The organism is Spirosoma arboris (genome assembly GCF_009754945.1).
GTDB lineage: Bacteria > Bacteroidota > Bacteroidia > Cytophagales > Spirosomataceae > Spirosoma > Spirosoma arboris.
Window position 1 is genome coordinate 100,261 of record NZ_WPIN01000018.1, and the last position, 19,730, is coordinate 119,990.

Annotated in this window: 17 protein-coding genes; 11 read left to right on the top strand and 6 right to left on the bottom strand. The window is 48.4% G+C overall.

Annotated elements, in window-relative coordinates:
- Nucleotides 1–84: 84 nt before the first annotated feature.
- Together GO755_RS32570 and murI are read left to right on the top strand one after the other, a co-directional pair.
- Complete coding sequence (locus tag GO755_RS32570) at nucleotides 85–1,509, top strand: amidohydrolase family protein (protein WP_157589625.1); 1,425 nt, start codon at nucleotides 85–87, stop codon at nucleotides 1,507–1,509.
- 2 nt (nucleotides 1,510–1,511) lie between these two features.
- Nucleotides 1,512–2,339: a glutamate racemase gene (gene murI, locus GO755_RS32575; RefSeq protein ID WP_157589626.1), complete on the top strand. Its 828-nt coding sequence runs from the start codon at nucleotides 1,512–1,514 to the stop codon at nucleotides 2,337–2,339.
- An 81-nt stretch (nucleotides 2,340–2,420) separates the two neighbouring features.
- Here murI and GO755_RS32580 read toward each other — a convergent pair whose 3' ends face one another.
- Nucleotides 2,421–2,936: an SgcJ/EcaC family oxidoreductase gene (locus GO755_RS32580; protein ID WP_157589627.1), complete on the bottom strand. Its 516-nt coding sequence runs from the start codon at nucleotides 2,934–2,936 to the stop codon at nucleotides 2,421–2,423.
- Nucleotides 2,937–3,035: 99 nt separating this feature from the next.
- Entirely contained in the window at nucleotides 3,036–5,420 is a 2,385-nt protein-coding gene (locus tag GO755_RS32585; protein WP_157589628.1) for a TonB-dependent receptor, read from the bottom strand.
- Nucleotides 5,421–5,650: 230 nt separating this feature from the next.
- On the opposite strand from GO755_RS32585, the gene GO755_RS32590 reads away from it, so the two are divergent.
- The 4 genes from GO755_RS32590 to GO755_RS32605 all read left to right on the top strand — a co-directional run bounded on the left by GO755_RS32590 (nucleotide 5,651) and on the right by GO755_RS32605 (nucleotide 10,117).
- Nucleotides 5,651–6,283: an RNA polymerase sigma-70 factor gene (locus GO755_RS32590; RefSeq protein ID WP_157589674.1), complete on the top strand. Its 633-nt coding sequence runs from the start codon at nucleotides 5,651–5,653 to the stop codon at nucleotides 6,281–6,283.
- Between the two features lie 3 nt (nucleotides 6,284–6,286).
- Entirely contained in the window at nucleotides 6,287–7,345 is a 1,059-nt protein-coding gene (locus GO755_RS32595; protein WP_157589629.1) for a FecR family protein, read from the top strand.
- A 56-nt stretch (nucleotides 7,346–7,401) separates the two neighbouring features.
- The gene (locus tag GO755_RS32600) at nucleotides 7,402–9,252 is read left to right on the top strand and encodes an STN and carboxypeptidase regulatory-like domain-containing protein (protein WP_157589630.1); all 1,851 of its coding nucleotides are present in this window, start codon (nucleotides 7,402–7,404) and stop codon (nucleotides 9,250–9,252) included.
- Between the two features lie 151 nt (nucleotides 9,253–9,403).
- The gene (locus GO755_RS32605; RefSeq protein ID WP_157589631.1) at nucleotides 9,404–10,117 is read left to right on the top strand and encodes a head GIN domain-containing protein; all 714 of its coding nucleotides are present in this window, start codon (nucleotides 9,404–9,406) and stop codon (nucleotides 10,115–10,117) included.
- A 213-nt stretch (nucleotides 10,118–10,330) separates the two neighbouring features.
- Here the strand turns inward: GO755_RS32605 and GO755_RS32610 are convergent, their stop codons facing one another.
- The 4 genes from GO755_RS32610 to GO755_RS32625 all read right to left on the bottom strand — a co-directional run bounded on the left by GO755_RS32610 (nucleotide 10,331) and on the right by GO755_RS32625 (nucleotide 14,135).
- Nucleotides 10,331–11,356 carry an MlaD family protein gene (locus GO755_RS32610; RefSeq protein ID WP_157589632.1) on the bottom strand — a complete coding sequence of 342 codons (1,026 nt, stop codon included), beginning with the start codon at nucleotides 11,354–11,356 and terminating at the stop codon, nucleotides 10,331–10,333.
- A gap of 124 nt (nucleotides 11,357–11,480) precedes the next feature.
- Complete coding sequence (locus GO755_RS32615) at nucleotides 11,481–12,251, bottom strand: ABC transporter ATP-binding protein (protein ID WP_157589633.1); 771 nt, start codon at nucleotides 12,249–12,251, stop codon at nucleotides 11,481–11,483.
- A gap of 44 nt (nucleotides 12,252–12,295) precedes the next feature.
- On the bottom strand, nucleotides 12,296–13,105 hold the full coding sequence (locus GO755_RS32620; RefSeq protein WP_157589634.1) for an MlaE family ABC transporter permease: 810 nt from the start codon (nucleotides 13,103–13,105) through the stop codon (nucleotides 12,296–12,298).
- A 169-nt stretch (nucleotides 13,106–13,274) separates the two neighbouring features.
- On the bottom strand, nucleotides 13,275–14,135 hold the full coding sequence (locus GO755_RS32625; protein ID WP_227687178.1) for a lytic transglycosylase domain-containing protein: 861 nt from the start codon (nucleotides 14,133–14,135) through the stop codon (nucleotides 13,275–13,277).
- A 278-nt stretch (nucleotides 14,136–14,413) separates the two neighbouring features.
- Here GO755_RS32625 and GO755_RS32630 point away from each other — a divergent pair, with 278 nt between their 5' ends.
- The 5 genes from GO755_RS32630 (at nucleotide 14,414) to GO755_RS32650 (ending at nucleotide 19,650) form a co-directional block, all read left to right on the top strand.
- Nucleotides 14,414–15,265, top strand: coding sequence for a CvfB family protein (locus GO755_RS32630; RefSeq protein WP_157589635.1), 852 nt, complete (start codon nucleotides 14,414–14,416; stop codon nucleotides 15,263–15,265).
- A 61-nt stretch (nucleotides 15,266–15,326) separates the two neighbouring features.
- Nucleotides 15,327–15,605, top strand: coding sequence for a SelT/SelW/SelH family protein (locus GO755_RS32635; protein WP_157589636.1), 279 nt, complete (start codon nucleotides 15,327–15,329; stop codon nucleotides 15,603–15,605).
- Nucleotides 15,606–15,704: 99 nt separating this feature from the next.
- Nucleotides 15,705–16,214, top strand: coding sequence for a nuclear transport factor 2 family protein (locus tag GO755_RS32640; RefSeq protein WP_157589637.1), 510 nt, complete (start codon nucleotides 15,705–15,707; stop codon nucleotides 16,212–16,214).
- Nucleotides 16,215–16,244: 30 nt separating this feature from the next.
- Nucleotides 16,245–17,729, top strand: a complete 1,485-nt coding sequence (locus tag GO755_RS32645) for a serine hydrolase domain-containing protein (protein WP_157589638.1) — start codon at nucleotides 16,245–16,247, stop codon at nucleotides 17,727–17,729.
- A 214-nt stretch (nucleotides 17,730–17,943) separates the two neighbouring features.
- The gene (locus GO755_RS32650) at nucleotides 17,944–19,650 is read left to right on the top strand and encodes an IlvD/Edd family dehydratase (RefSeq protein WP_157589639.1); all 1,707 of its coding nucleotides are present in this window, start codon (nucleotides 17,944–17,946) and stop codon (nucleotides 19,648–19,650) included.
- Nucleotides 19,651–19,730 lie beyond the last annotated feature (80 nt).

The window sequence follows — 19,730 nt, forward strand, 5'->3', positions numbered from 1 at the left end:
GATGGGGTCAGATGTTTATAGTAATGATCACCTCTATAAACATTTGACCCCATCGGGGTCAGACTATAGTAAAATCAACTCACCATGCGAAACCTCTTTCTTTGCCTAATTTTCCTGATTTCAATCTCTGAATTCACATTCGCCCAAAAGCAAAACGTTGATGTACTGATCAAATCAGGAAACCTGATCGACGTGCGTACAGGCAAGGTTCTACCGAAGAAAATCATTGCTACTCGGGGAAAGACGATCGTTGGGGTGTTTGATGAATCGCGACTCAAGGATTTTCAGGCGAAAACCGTTGTCGACGCATCTGGAAAATTCATCATTCCGGGACTTTGGGACATGCACGTCCATTTTGGTGGGGGTGATACATTGATTGAAAAAAACAAAAACCTCTTTCCGCTTTACGTTGCTCACGGTATTACGGCTATCCGTGATGCGGCCGCCGATCTAAGTCCAAACGTACTGCAATGGCGCGACCAGATTGGGAAAGGTGAGCTGATGGGGCCTACCTTGTTTACATCTGGCCCCAAACTGGAAGGTTATAAGTCGAGCTGGGTAGGTGATATTGAGGTGAGTACCAATGGCGAAGTGGACAAAATGCTCGATTCCCTGCAAGGCTTGAAGGTCGATTTTGTTAAGATTACAGACAATGCGATTAAGCCGGATATCTATCTCTACATTTTGCAGGAGGCTAAAAAACGGGGTATGAAAACCTCGGGGCACGTGCCCTTTGCGCTCACTATGGATGAAGTTACTTCGGCGGGTTTGGGGTCGGTGGAGCACATGAGTTATGTACTCAAAGCAGGCTCAACGCGCGATAAAGAAGTGGCAGACAAAGTGAGAAATGGGCAACTCACCACTCGACTGGCGTCGCCGATGGTTATGCAGAGTTTTGATGAGGCAACTGCGCTGGCCGTTTATCAGCGGATGGCTAAAAATGGTACATTCGTTGTGCCTACGCTAAACATCAGTCGTACAGTGGCTTACCTGGATCAAGATAGCCATCAGAATGACAGCTACTTGCAATACATTGGTCAGGGGTTGAAAAATACCTATGCCTGGCGGGTGAATCGGGTCGCTAAAGATGGTCCGGAAGCCATTGCCGAACGTCATGCTGTTTATGAGAAATCAGCCTCATTACTTCCCCTTTTACATAAAGCGGGCGTCACGATTATGGCTGGAACCGACGCTGGTTTTTTGAACTCCTACGTGTATCCGGGTGTAGGCCTTCACCATGAACTTGGCTACTTCGTAAAAGCAGGATTGACCCCTTTACAGGCCCTGCAATCGGCGATAATACCGGGCCCGGTATTTTTAGGGAAGACTGCTTTGTATGGCGATATTGCACCGGGTAAAAGTGCCGATATTGTCCTGCTCGATAAGAATCCGTTAGCTGATATTAGCGCTACACAAGCTATCAACACCGTCATTTTGCGCGGAACCGTGTACAATAGAAAGGCGTTGGATGGGTTACTGGCCGAAGTAAAAAAGAAAGCCAGCAAGTAAGAATGACAGTATCGGCACAACCCATTGGTGTATTTGATTCAGGCTACGGTGGCCTAACCGTCCTGCGAGAAATTGTTCAGAAACTACCGCAGTACGATTACGTTTACCTCGGTGATAACGCCCGAACACCCTATGGAACCCGCTCGTTCGAAACAGTTTATCACTACACGCTCGAATGCGTCCGACACTTGTTCGATCAGGGTTGTCGCTTGGTGATTCTCGCTTGCAACACCGCTTCGGCCAAAGCATTACGTAATATTCAGCAACTTGACTTGCCGACGCTTGCTCCCGACAGACGCGTATTGGGCGTCATTCGACCAACAACCGAAGTCATTGGCAACTATTCCCAAACGGGCCATGTTGGGGTTCTGGCAACACGGGGAACGGTTACCTCAGAATCATATCTGGTTGAAATCGAGAAGTTCTTTCCTGATTTACAAGTTGTTCAGGAGGCCTGCCCAATGTGGGTGCCTTTGGTTGAGAATGGCGAATATGCTAGCCCCGGTGCCGATTATTTCGTTCAACAGCATATTGACCGCCTGATGGCCCAATCGCCGAACATTGACACAATTCTATTGGCCTGCACGCATTACCCACTTTTGCTCGATAAAATTCGGCAGGCAGCTCCCGATGGAACGACAATTTTAAGTCAGGGCCATATTGTTGCCGATAGCCTGGCCGATTATCTGCAACGTCACCCCGAAATCGAAGCGCAATGCAGCAAACACGGACAGCGCACCTTTCTGACAACCGATTCCACCGAAGACTTCGACCGGCAAGCGACTATTTTCTACGGGCAACCTGTCCAGTCGTTGCATCTGGCATTGTAAGTAAAAGGTCAGGTATTGTCAGGAAGTAGGAAAGCGCCTGCTATCAATTCCTGACAATACACGACTGTGCCCTCCAAAAACTTATTGATCTTCGGGTACAGGTGCCCCCGGTTTTACATCCACATTATGGTAAGAGACTATTTGCCAGTTGCCAGCCGATTTTTCCAGTACCTGTAATAAGCGGGTAGTCAGGCGCCCTTTGGCATCGAGTTGTATTCTTGCCGGAAGGCCCGTTGCTGGAAAGCCAGTTACGCGACACAGTGTTTCTACAATCGCTACGTCAGGGCGAACGAAGCGTAGCGACACAATTTTCTGAGTTGAAGTTGTCTTGTTAAACATGCCTTTGAAAATCTCGTCGTGCCTGTATAAAAAAGCTTTATGCCCTGTATAAAACATACCCACAATGTTTGTAAAGGTGCCATCCTGCGCGAATTGTTTTGAATAAGCTATAGCATCTCCTTTATTCCACGCGCTTGTTTCATCCTGTATAATTGTCTGAATAGCCAACGTGTCCGATTTACTTTGGGCATATAATACCGTTGTCGTAAAGGCCATTGAAAATATTAGGGTAATTTTTGTAAACTGGCTGATTTTCATGCTAGTTAACTTTAGTTTAAAAGGAATTAAAGCTAAAGAATACCAAGTGATTAAGCTTACTTTTCTTTATCTATAGGTAGGTAATAAAATGTCTCTGCATTAAAACACAACCCGATAGCTCAATACGGGTATCATGCCCGTAGCATAATTGGTTTTGACCGTACCGCTGGCCGGATCGAAATAATGGCTATAGATATTCTGCCGATTGATGGCATTCTGCAAATCGAGTGAGAGTGTGCGGGTTGAATTTGGGCGATTTTTCTTCCAGCTAAGCCGGACATCGGGCCTAAAATAAGCGGGTAGCTGTTCCGTAAATGACTGATTGTCTATGTACACAGTCTCTCCTAATCGTTTTGACTCGGCCAGATCAACAGGTGTATCTTGGTACCCGCCATAATAACTCAGTTTGAGGTTAAGTCCAAACACATTTGACCCCGATACCCACTCATTACCCACCAGTAAGCTTTCGGCGTGACGACCATTCCAGCGAGTGTTGCGCCAAACGCCATCCGATCCCTGGTATTCCGAATTGTAGAGCGACGACGATAAGAGAAAATACAGACTGTTGCCCGATGCGGCCCGAACCAGAAACTGCTCCAGCGTCAACTCAAGCCCGTAATTTCGACCATGACCTGTATTGACCAATGCCCGATCGGTAAACCCATCGAATCGATTGATAATGGCGAAAGCGTCGCGTTGATTGGCGCTCACTGGAATGTTGAACAGATGCTGATAATAGGTTTCAACTTTCAGGCGTAAAGGAGGGCCATCGCTCCGACTGTTTAGACGCTGATCATAGGCTAACACATAGTGGTGCGAGCGGGTAAAGCCCAGGTTTCGATTGGATGTAGCTGTACTACCCGACTGGTCGGTTGGGAGTACAAAATACGTGGCTGGGTTTTGCAACTGACTATGAAGCCCGTAACCAAAACTAATTGCCTTGTTAGGCGAAAAGGCCCAGCGTACGGAACCACGAGGTTCCAGCGCCGATGTGCCATTTAGATTCAGACGAAGGTAGTGTAGGCCAGCGTTGAGCGTCAACTGTTCCGACAGTCGGTAGTTCCACTGGCCGAACGCCTGTAGCGTACTGGTCTGGTCGCTTACCTGAACGCGCGTCAGCACCTGTTGCTGTTCAGGCTCCCACGACTTTTGAGAAAGGTCGTAGAGCAATTGCGTGCCAATTAATCCCGTTCGGAAGGTATGTCTGGGATTAATTTTGTAGGTCAGAGTGGTCGATACAATACGTTTTTGGGTTAGGTATGCATCGTTTTCCCGTTCCGAAGCGGTATACTCCTTTGCGGGGTCCAGTAGTTCTGTCCGATCCCGATTTTCGTAGCCAGAAGCCAGTAATACCGTTTTGAGTAAGGCTTTCCGGCCAATCGGGAGGGTGTGCGTTATTCCGGCAGCACCGGTATTGGACCGAAAATCGTCGTTGTACTGGTCGTAGCCAGTTTCCCACTTACTTGAATCGGCTGGCGCGTTGACTTTGCTACTGCTCAACCCGCCAAAACCAAAGAGTGTAAACGTACCAGCTTTGCGAGTGGGCAAATATACATTGAATGATAAATCCTGAAATATGCTGGTCCCTGTGCCAATATTCAGTCCCAGGGTTGAGAGTAGGCCCAGTGTTGAGTAGCGGTAATTCACCAGAAAAGAGCCGTTGTAGTTTTTGGCAATAGGGCCTTCTGCTGCTATATCTAATCCCAAAACGCCCACCTGCACGGTATATTCCCGTTTGGTATTATTGCCCCGTCGAAGCTTTAGATCGAACACGCCCGACAGCGCATTGCCATATTCAGCCGGGAAAGCGCCCGTCAGAAAATCGGAGTTGGCTAATAATTGGGCACTCAAAATAGAAATGCCTCCGCCAGCTGATCCCAGATTGGAGAAATGATTAGGATTGGGAATTTCGACGCCTTCCATTCGCCAGAGCAGTCCGTTGGGAGCATTTCCCCGGATTACGATGTAATTTCCGCCGTCATCACCCCCAACAACTCCCGCATAGGCCGTGGCCATCCGGGCGGGATCGTTAACCGCTGCGGCAAATTTCTGGGTTTCTTCAACCGAAAAGGTGCGCGCCGATACAGTAGCCATCTCATTGAGCGGTTTGTCTTTCTCAATGGTTGGCTTCACCGTTATTTCTGATAACTGGCTAACGGCTTCTTCGAGCGAGATGGTCAGTACCAGCTCTTTACCCGCATCGACCGTGATATTCTGTAGCGTAGCCACTTTGTAGCCAACAACACTAATTTGCAGCGTTTGCCGACCAACGGGCACTTGTGTAAGTTGAAACTGACCACTGGCATCCGTGCTGGCTCCTTTGGTGGGCGTGCTATTGAGGATCACGACTGTGGCACCGGGTAGGGGTGTTTGCAGACTTTGGTCAACTACTGTACCCCGTATGGTTTGGGTTAACGATTGCGCGTGGACGAACGTGGAGAACAGAAAAAAGTAGAGAATAAGTATTCGTTGATTACAGGGCATGATTGACAGGATTGTGATGGTTTGCTCTCCTGACAGCCAGTTTTTGAATTGCCCCTATGTGAGTTACTGATTTTTTTGTGGTGATGTCAGGTTCTTAAACCTGACACAATTGCTGACACGAGTCTGTCGGGTTCTCAAACCCGACAGCACTACAAATTTATTTTCAAGACGCGTAGGGGTATACCGTTTGCTAGGTGTCATAGGGCTAACCAAGCGTGTGTTTGCGAAAAATGATAGCTTTGCAGCCTTCTATCATCCATAAGCCTATATCAGTGCCACCGATTGAGCAGGACATACTTTCGGCCATCCGAGACGGTAATGAGCGGGCATTTGAGTCTGTTTTTCGACAGTACTACGCACCTCTGTGCCGTTACGCCCGCCAGTTACTACCCGATCCCGACGAAGCCGAAGAAGAAGTACAGGCCATGTTTTTGTCGGTTTGGGAAAAGCGCGAAGATTTGTATATTACTGTCTCCCTGAAGTCGTACCTGTATCGAGCCGTGCACAACCGTTGCCTGAACCGACTGAAACATGCGTCCGTTCGAGAGGAGCATCGGGAGCATACTCGCTATTTAGGAGAAACCACCACCGAATCGCCCATGCAGACGCTGCTTGGCGACGAGCTGTCTGTTCAGGTTCAGCGGGCCATTCAGAAGCTACCTGAACAGTGCCGACTGGCGTTTACCCTAAGTCGATTTGAGGAACTGAAATACGGAGAAATTGCCGATCAGTTGGGAATTTCTATAAAAACAGTTGAGAATCAGATTGGTAAAGCTCTTCGCATCTTACGCACCGAACTGAGTGATTATTTGCCAATTGCATTGGGCATTATCCATTATTCGTTATCCATTTTTTCCTCATAAGTCATGGCCGATCAGCATCCTATAGACGACGCTCTGCTGGGCAAGTTTCTGGCGGGCGAAACCGATCCAGCCGAATCGGCGCGCGTTCGGGCATGGCTAGCCAGTCGGACTGACAACAAATCGGCAACCAGTCAGGATGACTTTGCCCGATTTGAACGTATTTGGGAAGCTGCCGAACCCGACCAGCCGGACGTTGATACCGATGCCGCCTGGCGATCTGTTCGGCAGAAGATGCGGACCACCGACCGGAACCCTGTTTCCCGATCCGAGCCAATCGTCAAACCATTGCCCGTACAACGAAATGAACCATACCGCGACTGGAACCAGACCATTTTTCGGATAGCAGCTGTACTAGCGTTGGTGGCCAGTTTTGGGTGGTTGTTGTACCAGTTTCGATCCATGAGCCAGGGTCATCCGGGTGAGCGTATGGTGACGTTGGTAACGAATAATCAGAAAATCAGTAAAACCTTACCCGATGGAACCCGAATTTTTCTGAACCGGCATTCAATGCTAACGTACCCGGTCGCTTTTGCCGATGACCAACGGGATGTTACGCTAACGGGGGAGGCTTTTTTCGATGTTACGCCCGATGCCAGCCGTCCATTTCGTATTGAGGCTCGCAAAAGTGTGGTACAGGTATTGGGCACATCGTTCAGTGTAAGCGCCTATGATGCCAACGTAAGCGTGGCTGTTCGAACGGGAAAAGTGCGGTTTTCCAGTGGGCGAAAAGAAGTGTTGCTCACGAAAAATCAGCAGGCAACCTTCGAGGCTACAGCCGATACGATTCGTCGGATGCCACAACTGGCACCCAATGCCTTTGCTTACAAAACGGGCCAACTGGTGTTCAATAATGAACCGCTACGTGATGTAATTCAGGCGATTAATCAGTTTTATAATACCGATGTTCAACTGGCGAACGCCCAACTTGGAAACTGTCGATTAACGACCCGGTTCGATAAAACATCATTTGAGGATGCACTGGCCGTTACGGCTGAAACGCTCGGCTTGCACATCCGACATGAAGGGAAACAGGTGATTTTAGAAGGAGTCGGATGTCGATGAATAGGGGTAAGGGACGAGATGGCTGTCTTGCTCTAAAACCATTTGAACACACGGCAATGCGCTATCTCCTAGTTCTAATTTTCTTGTTTATGAATATCGGGCTGTTCGCCCAATCGGTTCCTCCGCTCGATCGGGTTATTTCAGTTGATATTCGAAATGCCACGGTCGAAAGTGCCCTTCGTCAGATTAGCCGTGCTGGTAATTTTGAGTTTTCGTATAATCCAACCCGTATCGATGGCAATGCCGTTGTGAACATACGTTTGGTAAACACCCCTGTTCGTGAAGTGCTCAATCGAGTTTTTCAGAATCAGGTGACCTTCAAATCAAGGGGAAATCATGTTATTCTGGTTCGGGCTGAAGCTCCCGACCTGACGCCCAAAAACTTCCTGCTCGACGGTTATATTCTCGACGAGCAAACGGGCGAACGCATTGCACAGGCCAGTATTTTCGAGAAAACGACCCTGGCCTCAACCGTCAGCAATCCATTTGGTTACTATCGGCTTCGGCTGTCAACCGATCTGCCAACGGTTCGTCTGGATGTTAGAAAACAGGCGTATGTGGGCGAAACGGTTATGATCCGATCCCGAACCACTCACTCGGTTAGTATACGAATGACGCCCGTACCACCCCGTATGTCTCTGGAAACCTTACCGATACGGGTAACCGAAGATACGACCAGATCGCCAGGAACCTTAGCAACTGTGCCAGTCGAAGTGCCAACGATTGTCCCTGATTCAACGGCACAATCGCGACCGGTATCTGTTCTTGATCAGGGACTTGAGCGAATTACACGACTTTTTGTTTCGGCCCAACAGGCTATTCACGATGTTAACCTAAACCGTGACACACTCTATCGCGACTGGCAGGTATCTTTTCTGCCCTTTATAGGAACGAACCATCGCTTGAGTGGGCGCATTAGTAACCGGATTTCCGTGAATATGCTGGTTGGTTATTCATTTGGTGTACGCGCTTTTGAAGTGGGTGGTTTAATGAACCTGGTTCGGACAGATGTTCAGGGATTTCAGGCGGGTGGACTGGCTAACGTAGTGGGCGGTAAGCTTACTGGCGTTCAACTGGGTGGCCTTGCCAACTATGTGAATCAGGAAGTAAACGGGACTCAATTTGGCGGCCTGGTAAATACGGCCGGGAAATCTGTCGATGGGGTTCAGGTAGCAGGCCTGGTGAATTATACCAACCAGAACATGAAGGGTATTCAGATTGGCGGCTTAGTTAACACAACTGGATTATCTGTTGATGGGCTTCAATTGGCAGGCTTAGTCAACTATGCACAGCGTGATGTGCGAGGCTGGCAAATTAGCGGTATCCTGAACCGTGCCCGTCGTGTTACATCCGGGCATCAGCTAGGCTTGATCAACATTGCCGATTCGGCGGGGACTGTACCTATTGGCTTGCTTAGTTATGTACGCAAAGGCGGATACCAGAGTCTGGAGGTAGCATCTAGTGAAGTTAATTTACTGAATGTAACGGTTCGTACGGGTACTCGACGGTTGTATTCTATCATTTCGGCAGGCCATAATTTCGATCGTGTGGGAAGCCCAAGATTAAGCGTGGGTTACGGTCTCGGTACGGCTTTCGGACTATCTCGTTCTACGTTTTTTAGCCTGGAGGGAACCTATCACCACTTATTTTATTTCGATAAAGCTAACCAGAATGACGGTTGGAATAACCAGATTCGTCTGAGTACGCTGATTGAAACTAAACTTGGTGGCCATCTATCGCTGGCGTTTGGACCATCGGCCAATTGGTATTTCAGTAATGATGGCACAACGCGCCCATTGCTACAACCTGAAGTGCCGCTTTTCTCGGACCGTATTGCTGCCAATAGTGATACGCATCACTGGGGCTGGATTGGCTTTCAGGTTGGGTTGCGGTATAGTAATTTGTAGAAATAACCTCTGGAAATAGCGTCAAAAAATTCTGGAATTTTTTCTCTGGCCCGTAGGGGCAAAGGCTTAGATAGCTGTCATGATTAGGAAAACGCGCAATGACTACACAACCATAGTTGCGCGAATCCATTAACTAATGACAACTATACAAATGACACGCACCCAATTTTATGGAATTGCCTTTCTCTCCTTATTACTTAGTTTATCTGGCTGCTCGTTGAAACGGGAAGACGTTGGGCCGTACCAGGGCGATCTACAAACCTACGCGCTGGCCAACTTCGATCGACTTGATATGGGAAGTGCATTTATTATTACTGTACGACAGGGTACAACGTTTAGTATCACTGCCGAAGGGGATCGCCGAAATCTGGATGACCTACAGGTGTATACGCGTAACGGTACGCTCAACGCCCAGTACCGAATTGCCAGAAATCGCAAATACCCGACGACGTTTCGGATAACCATGCCAACCTTACGTAGTGTTGATTTTTCGGGAGCCAGCCGATCAACAATTACTGGATTTACGAATCTGAATGATCTGGATATTAATTTGTCAGGAGCCTCCGAGAGTCAGTTTGTGGGGCAGGCTACCCGAACAACTATTGATTTATCAGGCGCTTCTTCGCTGCAATTGAGCGGTCAGGGAACCTGGCTGTCGGCAGAATTGTCTGGCGCATCGATTTTACAAGCCTTTGGTTATCCCGTTGGTAATGCTGGTGTTGGTGCATCTGGAGCCAGTAAAGCAAACATAAGTGTAGATGCCTCCCTTGTTGTTGAGGCCAGCGGTGCCAGTACGATCCGGTACAGAGGAACACCCGCCGTCGCCCAAAAAGTAAGTGGCGCTAGTACGGTACAGAGTGAGTAGACAGAAGAAACAAGTCTTCGCATTATAGTTCGACCCCGTTGGGGTCGCATATTTATAGCTCTAGATTCTATAAACATGCGACCCCAACGGGGTCGAACTATATTTTACTTATGTTCTTACTCAGCGAAGCCAAGCGAGAACTCAAAAAAAGCCCCTCTCCCAAAACGGGAGAGGGGCGGGCCGCCGTCGCGGTTGGGGTGAGGGGAAACCTTCCTAAGGCTTAGCCGTAGCTGCACTATCAGCCTTCTGTTTTGCCGTTGCTTTTGCCTGTTTTTTAAAGAACCCGCGTAGCAGGAAATTACTTTGGGCTGCTTTCAAATCTTCGTTGAGCAACACCGTACTCTGGCTTAAATTGCGGAGTGTAGTACGGAGATTGCCAGCAGTTTCCTGATCAGTAAGCAAGACACCCAATGGGCTGTTGGGGTTATTGAGTTTTTCGGATGCTTTATTCAGGTTTTCGGATGTTTGCCGGAGGGTACTAACGCTCTGGTCGGCTGCTGTGACAGCCGTTTCGAAACGACCGGCAGCTCGGCTCAAACGCCGAAATACTGTGGTATCAGTAACTAACTCATTGGCCAGCGTTCCTTTGGTGTTTAATCTGGCTGCAAATTGCGAGACAGAACCCGTTACTTTCACGGTGTTGTCGGATGCCCGCTCCAGATTTCTCATGGCCTTTTTGAAATTTTCGGCCACCAGCGAGTCGGTGAGTACGGCCCCTACGGTTCCTTTGCCCTTTCGAAGATTGCCAACAAGCTCTTTGAAATCGTTGGTTACGCGCAGCAAATTGTTGTTGTTTTCCTGTAGTGTGGCCATAATTTGATCCGAACTTAGGGCGGCTGCCGTTCGGATCTGGTCGCCATCTTCAACTTCCGGGTGACTGGTTGTGCCACCCGCAATCACAACGATTTTATTGCCAATAAGTCCATCAGAACCGATTGTTGCGCTGGCATCTTTCCGGATATATTGTTTCGAGCTTTCTTCGATGTTCATATCCACTTCCACCTGGGCATTATTATAGAAACTAATTCGCTTAACGGTGCCAATCTTTACGCCCGAAAACCAAACGTTATTTCCTGCTTTCAGCCCACCTACGTCCTTAAAGAGCGCAATAAGCCGAATGCTTTTGGTAAAGCGTTTTTGCTGGCCCCCCAGCACAAACACCCCCGCTACAAAAATTACAATGCCCAGTAGGACAAAAATGCCGACAATAACGGAGCGCTTAGTTGATTCGGTACTCATAAGTGGTCGTAAGTCTTTAGTCGTCAGTCAATAGTGGGTTGTTACTGTATTCATTCGTGATTTTCAGGAACTAACGACCGCACGAGCGGCCCCGTATTGACTAACCACTAACGACTAATTCTGTTTATTTCACGAAGTTATAATTGTAAAACTGTTGAATTCGCTCGTCTTTGTCGGTAAAGACTTCATCGAACGGGCCAACCCGCTCAAACTTTCCGTCTAAGAGCATGGCTACACGATCACCAGTGGTTTTGGCACAGGTCAGGTCGTGGGTAATGATGATCGACGTTGCGCCTAAACGTTCGCGTACGTCGTTAATTAAATTGTTGATTTCGACGCTTGTAATAGGGTCCAGGCCCGCTGTTGGCTCATCGTAAAGCATAATTTCGGGTTTCAGAATTAGGGTTCGGGCAATGCCAATCCGTTTCCGTTGTCCGCCCGATAACTCCGATGGCATCTGGTTAATCGTCTGCGATAATCCTACATCAGCCAGTGCTTTTTCAACAGCTTTGTTGATATCTTCACGACTTAAGTTGCGAACGTTACGGACAAGTGGGAACTCCAGATTCTCCCGGATACTCATACTATCGTAGAGGGCACTGCTTTGAAATGAAAACCCAACTTTCTGCCGGAATTCGTCCAGTTCCTTTCCCCGAAGTTGTTCAACATCCTGACCTAGTACGACTACGCTACCAGCATCGGGTTTGAGCAAGCCGACCATAATTTTGATCAGGACCGACTTCCCCGTTCCTGACCGACCCAGTACCGCTACGTTTTCACCCCGCTTTACGTCTAAATCAATGCCACGTAAGACATGCAAATTGCCAAATGACTTACGCAGGCCGTGAATTGAAATAACCGATTCGGTTGAGGGTGTAGTCTTGGCCTTACTCATATAGTACTAGATCGTTGTGCATTTCTGGACAATAAAACATACGCTTACCGAAACGCAGAAATAATTTGAAGTGAGAGCAATTCTTCAATAAAAACCAGAAACATAGCCGTTACAACCGATGAGTTGGCTGCCTTACCGACGCCCTCAGTACCTTTCGACGAATGGTACCCTTTATAACAGCCAACCATGCCAATTGTGAAACCAAACACAATTGATTTAGTCACTGAAGCAAAGATGTCTACGTACGATATGGCGCCAAAAACTTCCTGGATAAACGAGATAAAACTGGTTTGTTCATTCAAATTGACATTAATGTAAGCACCCATCAGTGCCACAAAAATAGTGTACATCGTCAAAATGGGAATGGTGATCGATGTAGCCAATACCCGACTAACGACCAGAAATTTGAATGGATTGGTGCCTGACACTTCCATCGCATCGATCTGCTCCGTTACATTCATCGACCCTAATTCGGCCCCGATGCTTGACCCGACTTTGCCTGCTGCAATCAGTGCCGTAACGAGTGGACCTAACGCTCTCACAATGGCAATGGCAATCAGCGAAGGCAACCAGGAAGTAGCGCCAAATTCAGACAATGAGGGCCTCGACTGGTTTGTGAACACGATACCCGTAATAAAGCCCGTTGTGGAAATCAGCAAGAGCGATCGGTAGCCCACTTCGTAACATTGCCGAACAATCTCTTTGAATTCGTACGGAGGGAGGACGACTTCCTGAAAGAAACGACCAACAAAAGAGGATACATCGGCCAGGTTCAAAAAGAATTTATCGAGCCCCCGAGTTAGTACGGTGCGGCCCGATGCCGAATTTGTAGTTTTAGGAGTGTCAGACTGCATTCAAACGCTGGATGGAGAAAGAGCCGACAAGATACGCACCCAGTGGCTGTATCTTACATAACTGATTTGTAAAGCTGTGGTTTTAATTTGAAAAAAAACTTGGCTATTCCCAGCAAGTTGCTGAGCATAGCCAAGTTAACTTTTCAGGAAATTCTTATCAAAAATAGGGCTACGCTGCCTGTAGAAGCCCTGTATGAGCCCAGGGGCGAAATACCGTTTGCTGAGCCGGAGCTGGTGACAGAAATGAAGAATAATCATTCGGGCGCGACATTACTTCCTTGTAAAGCAGCACCCGATAGAGGTAATACCGGGTTTCGCGCGGCAAACTCATCCGGTAATAGTCGCGGTGGTCGTGTCGTTTGAGTTGATTTTTTAGCAGCCCCGGTCCAGCATTATACGCAGCCGCCACCAGCGACCACGAACCCAGTTGATTATACAATGCTCGTAAATACCGACAGGCTGCATCGGTTGCCTTTTGAACATTGAATCGCTCGTCGATTCGTTTACCCACTTTCAGGCCAAGGTCACGGGCAGTACCGGGCATGAGTTGCCAGTAGCCAGCCGCTCCCGCCCGCGACACCGCTTTTGGGCGTAGCGCACTTTCGGCTAAGGGAACGTACCGGAAATCATCGGGAATGCCGTATTTCTCTAAAATTGGGTTGATAATCGGGAAGAAGACATCGGCCCGCTGACGAAGATCACCGAGGTCGCTGGCGTGTGGACGAAACAACGTAAAAACGTGTTTCCAGCGATCAATAACATCGGTTTGGTCGAGGGGTAAGCACTCTCCACAGAAATCGACGTCGAGCAAAGGAAGTTCAGGAACTTCGCTGGTAACTGGCTTTAGACGCGCCATTAAACTTGACCGATCATTACCAGATGATGTGGCGTCTGATTTGGCGACGACGCTGGTTTTAGCAAGATTGAGGAGCGAGGCTGGTCCTACATTTAGAGGAATAAACTTTGCTGCAATGGCGACAGCCGGACGTAAGGCGGCTATCAAGACTGAGAATCCAATACGCTTAAACAAAACTCAATTCAGGATGGTAATGTGTTTATAACGACCATGCCCTGAGATTAGTACTCTGATAATCAATACTATACTTAATTTGTCTTTGTGTAGAAATAAGCATTTTCGGTAGTTCTGATTTAAAACAACTGAGCGTCAGCGCTTTCTTCCTGATACGATGCTAACGTATAAAGGAGCACCGTTTCTCGGGCTGATGGGCACTCGGGGCAATAGGAATGGAATCGACAAACTTGTGAAAGGTAGACGGTCTCTCTAACTTCGGGAAGTTTTTAGTACTTATGATTGACATCGGACGAATAAATACGCTAACAGCCCTGCGCGAAACCAGTGTTGGGTTTTTCCTGGGCGACCTGTCGGACAGACGGACACAGGATTTTAGTAACGACATATTGTTGCCCAATAAATACGTGCCTGATACACTGGCCGTTGATGATGACATCGACGTGTTTGTCTATACCGACTCGGAAGATCGCCCCATTGCCACAACACTAACTCCCGCTATTCAGCGTGATGAGTTTGCTGCCTTGCAGGTGGTGGCCGTTTCCAGCGCCGGGGCCTTTCTGGACTGGGGGCTGGAGAAAGACCTGCTGGTGCCCCACCGCGAACAGGCGCGCCCTATGGAAAAAGGGCAATGGTATGTCGTGTTTATGTACCTCGACCGACGGACAAATCGGCTGGTGGCATCGACTAAAGTAACCCGCTTTCTAGACCCCGATGTGAGTGATCTACGAGTAGGCGATGAGGTGCAATTACTAGCCTACGAAAACACTGATCTTGGCGTAAACGTCATCATCAATAATCGCTACAAGGGCCTGGTGTATGCCAACGAGATTTTCCGAACCGTTCGACCCGGTGATCCGCTCATCGGCTATATCAAAACAATTCGCGATGATAGTCTCATAGACGTAAGCCTGCAAAAAACTGGTTTTGACAATGTTGAACCCAATGCCAGGCGCATTCTGGCTACACTCAAAGCCGAGAATGGATTCCTGCCGCTAACCGACAATAGCCCACCCGACGCGATATACAGTGCGCTGGAAATGAGCAAAAAGACATTCAAAAAAGCCATCGGTACCCTCTACCGGGAACGGAAAATTGTGCTGGAAGAGGGGGGGATTCGATTGGTGTAACTATATAAGCTCCCCTGTTGGCGTATCTAACTCTGATCTGCCAACAGGGCCAAACAAGAAAATGAAACCTAAAATTACAATCGAGTATTGCCCGAAATGTGGCTGGCTATTACGGTCGGCCTGGATGGCGCAGGAACTGCTTACGACGTTCACAGAGGATATTCACGGCGTGTTATTACACCCGTCCGAATTCAGTGGTCGTTTCTCCGTCCGTATCGATGATCAAGTTATTTTCGATCGCAAAGTCGAAGGCCGATTCCCGGAGATTAAGGAATTGAAACAGCTCGTTCGGGATGTAGTCAATCCTGAGAAATCTCTGGGACACTCGGATCGAAAATAACGGACACTGGTTTTGCCGTGACCTGATGCTACACCTCATCTGGTTAAAACCCGACGCCAAAAGCATGGAAAAATTAAATAGCTTCAATAAAAACGAACGATGAAACATAAAACAATTCCTTGCTTACTGGCTCTATTAACCCTTGTAGGTCTGGCACTACCAAACAGAGCTTTCGCTCAACTGCCTGTCAAACCACTTGCCTCGCAACAGATATTATTACGAAGCGACAATCCACAACTGGCCAAGAATAAAAAACTCGTCTACGATATGTGGCGGGAATTCCTGGAGGGGGGGCACCTGGAGGTGGCTGAAAAATACTTTACCGAAACCTATATGCAGCACAACCCAAACGCGGCTACTGGGAGAAAAGCACTGGTTGCATTCTTTTCGAAATTCACAAAACCACAGCCAATTTCTGACACCATTAAAGCACCCGTTGTGGCAATACTAGCCGAGGGCAATTTAGTAATGATCAGTTTTGCCCAAGAGAAATCTGACCCGGTCGATAAAACAAAAAAATATACGACTACGTGGTTTGATATGTTTCGGATAGAAAATGGAAAAATCGCCGAGCATTGGGATAGTGCAGAGAAAATGAAACCAAATTAACTACTGGTAAACTTCTAAACAACTGCCAAAATGAGTCGAATAATAAGTTGTTTTTACCTTGCTGTTCTTCTATTAAACTACCTGACTGGTAATGCTCAGGAAACACGTGATAAACTGATTGCTCGGGCTGCTCAATTCGACTTAAAAACACCCTACAAAGCCCCGCCAGGCGATGCGCTATCGCACCATACATCAGGCTATGCCAAAATCATGTGTTCGGCAGTGTTCATTACGGGGCTGAAACCGGATTTTGCTGCCGAAAATGTGGGCTACTTTACAAGTCCCTACGCCGAGCGGGCTAAAGTGGGTAAGCCGGTTATTGATTACGAAAAGAAAACCGTTTCGATTAAGCTCCCTAATGGCGTTACGCGCACGGCCATTTATACCGGTGATCAGGGATGCGTAACGCTTTCCGAAGGTGAAAAATCGTTGCATTACAAACCTGTGAAAGTGGCTCGTAATCTGCCTGATGCCGCCACTACGTCCTGGCCAATGGGCGATGTATTACCGACCAGTCCAATGCCTGCCGAGCTAGATATGGCGAAGGTGACACAAGCCATCAATGCCGCTTTTGAAACTGCCGAAGCCCAAACAGCGGCTTTCGTCGTCACCTACAAAGGACGAATTATAGCGGAACGGTATGGCGATGGTATCACGAAAAACACCCCCCTGGAAAGCTGGTCGATGGGGAAAAGCCTGTCGGCTACGATCATGGGCATCCTCATGCGTAAGGGCGTTTATGCAGTAGACCAGCCAGCGCCCATTCCGCAATGGCAGGGCAAAGGTGATCCACGGGCCAAAATCAGAATTATGGACATCATGCACATGTCCAGCGGATTATATTGCCGCGCACCCCAGGACCCTGACTATGAACCCGCGTTGGGTTACCCTGATCATTTGTACCTGTACACCGATGCCGGTAATTCGTTTGCCTATGCGGCCAATTTACCTCAGCAATGGCCGCCAAATACTGTGGGTCGTTACCGCAATTCTGACCCAGTGCTAACCAATTATCTCAACCGACTGGGTATCGAAAAGCTGGGCGAAGTCTACCACACATTCCCACAACGAGCCTTGTTCGATAAAATCGGGGTGCGCACAATGGTACTGGAAACCGACCCCTCCGGCAATTTTCTGACGCAGGGCTACGAGTTTGCATCGGGACGGGATTGGGCACGACTGGGTAATCTGTATTTGCAGGATGGGGTCTGGAATGGCGAACGGATTCTGCCCGAAGGTTTTACCAAATTTGTTAGTACACTCGCTGAACCCTGGATAGCCGACGGACGACCTATTTACGGAGGTCTGTTCTGGATCAATGGCGATGGGGCGCGTCCAGTTCCGAAAGAGGCTTACTCTATGAATGGTGCGGGTGGACAATATGTCATGATTATTCCGTCTCATGATCTGGTCATTGTTCGGCTTGGACATTACAAAGGCATGCAGGCAGGCGTTAAAGCACTCGATAAAGCGTATGCGTTGTTGATGGAAGCCGTGCCTGAAAAGAGAAAATAGGTAATTGATCTTTTGGGCACTCAAACCTAACTATATAGCTAAAAAGTCTCATAACCATTGGGGGTATGACTTGCGATACAGCCAGTAGAGCCTAAAACCTCGGTGGAGTAATATATATTGAAAGAAAGCTTTACTAGCGGTAGATTGTCTGTCGGGCCTTCTTTTTTGACTAGCCCGGACGGGATTTACTAGTTATTGCAAACTGATTAAAAAAATGCCATTACGCTCCCGAGATTGGTTTGGCCGCACCGGAAAAGACGGCTTTATTTATCGTGCCTGGATGAAAAATCAGGGCTTCCCGCATCATGAGTTCGAGGGGAAGCCTGTTATTGGCATCTGCAACACCTGGTCGGAATTAACGCCCTGTAATGCTCACTTCCGCGAACTGGCCGAAGCTATCAAACGGGGCGTTTGGGAAGCGGGTGGTTTTCCGCTCGAGTTTCCGGTAATGTCACTAGGTGAATGCCAGATAAAGCCTACCGCCATGCTGTTCCGAAATCTGGCCAGCATGGACGTTGAGGAAAGCATCAGGGGAAACTCTATCGACGGGGTTATTTTGATGTGTGGTTGCGACAAAACCACTCCCTCACTCGTCATGGGTGCCTGTAGCGTCGATATCCCAACGATGGTCGTATCGGGTGGGCCGATGCTGGCTGGCCGGTTTCAGGGTCGGAAAATCGGTACGAGCGATCTATGGCGCTTTGCCGAAGCCTTTAAAATGGGCGAAATGACGCAGGCTGAGTTCGTTGCCGCCGAAGCCAGTATGGCCCGTTCGCAGGGACATTGCGCCGTAATGGGAACGGCAAGTACAATGGCGGCTATGGTCGAATCGCTTGGTTTAGCGCTACCCGATAATGCCACCATTCCTGCTGCCGATTCTCGCCGGAAAGTGCTGGCGCATATGACAGGCGTTCGGATGGTTGAGTTAGTGAAGCAAGACGTAAAGCCTTCGCAGATTTTAACTCGACAAGCGTTCGAAAATGCTATCATGATTAACGCGGCTCTGGGAGGCTCCACGAACTTCATTCTACACTTAACGGCCATTGCCGGTCGGGTAGGGGTCGATTTGTCGCTGGATGATTTTGATACTTTGTCGGCTAAAATCCCTCTTTTGGCCAATTTGCAACCATCTGGGGAGCATTTTGTGGAGGATCTGTTTTATGCCGGTGGATTACCTGCTGTTATCCGCGAACTGCGTCAATATCTGAATAATGATGCCATAACTGTCAATGGACATACCATTGGTGAAAACTGCGCCGAAGCTCAATGCTACGATCCAGAAGTAATTGCCTCCGTCGGAAATCCCTTTAAACCTGAATCGGGCGTGGCGGTTTTGCGGGGTAACCTGTGCCTGAATGGGGCAGTAATCAAACCCTCGGCTGCTTCGCCTGCGCTGATGCAGCATACCGGTCGAGCTGTAGTGTTTGAAAACATTGACGATTACAAAGCCCGCATCGATGACCCGAATCTAGACGTTGATCCAAGTTGCGTACTTGTTCTCAAAAACGTTGGCCCTAAAGGCTATCCGGGTATGCCAGAAGTGGGGAATATGCAATTACCAGCTAAAGTTCTGGCGCAGGGAGTACACGATATGATCCGTATTTCGGACGGGCGTATGAGTGGCACTGGTTTCGGTACCGTAGTGCTGCACGTCTCGCCCGAAGCGGCTGTTGGTGGTAACCTTGCCCTGGTACAAAACGGCGATTTGATTACGCTGGATGTTCACAACCGAAGTCTCCATCTGCACGTTTCCGACGAAGAACTGGCCGCCCGACTGGTTCATTTTAAGCCGCTCGATTTAGGCTACGAACGCGGCTACGTGAATTTGTACATTCGCCACGTAACCCAGGCTCACGAAGGCGCTGATTTTGATTTTCTACGAGGTGGATCGGGTAGTGAGGTGAAACGGGATTCACATTAATAGTTTGAGGTTTATGGTTGGCTGACGTGTGAGATTGCTTACATGTCAGCCAATCTCAAAGGCGTAACAGGAACGTACTT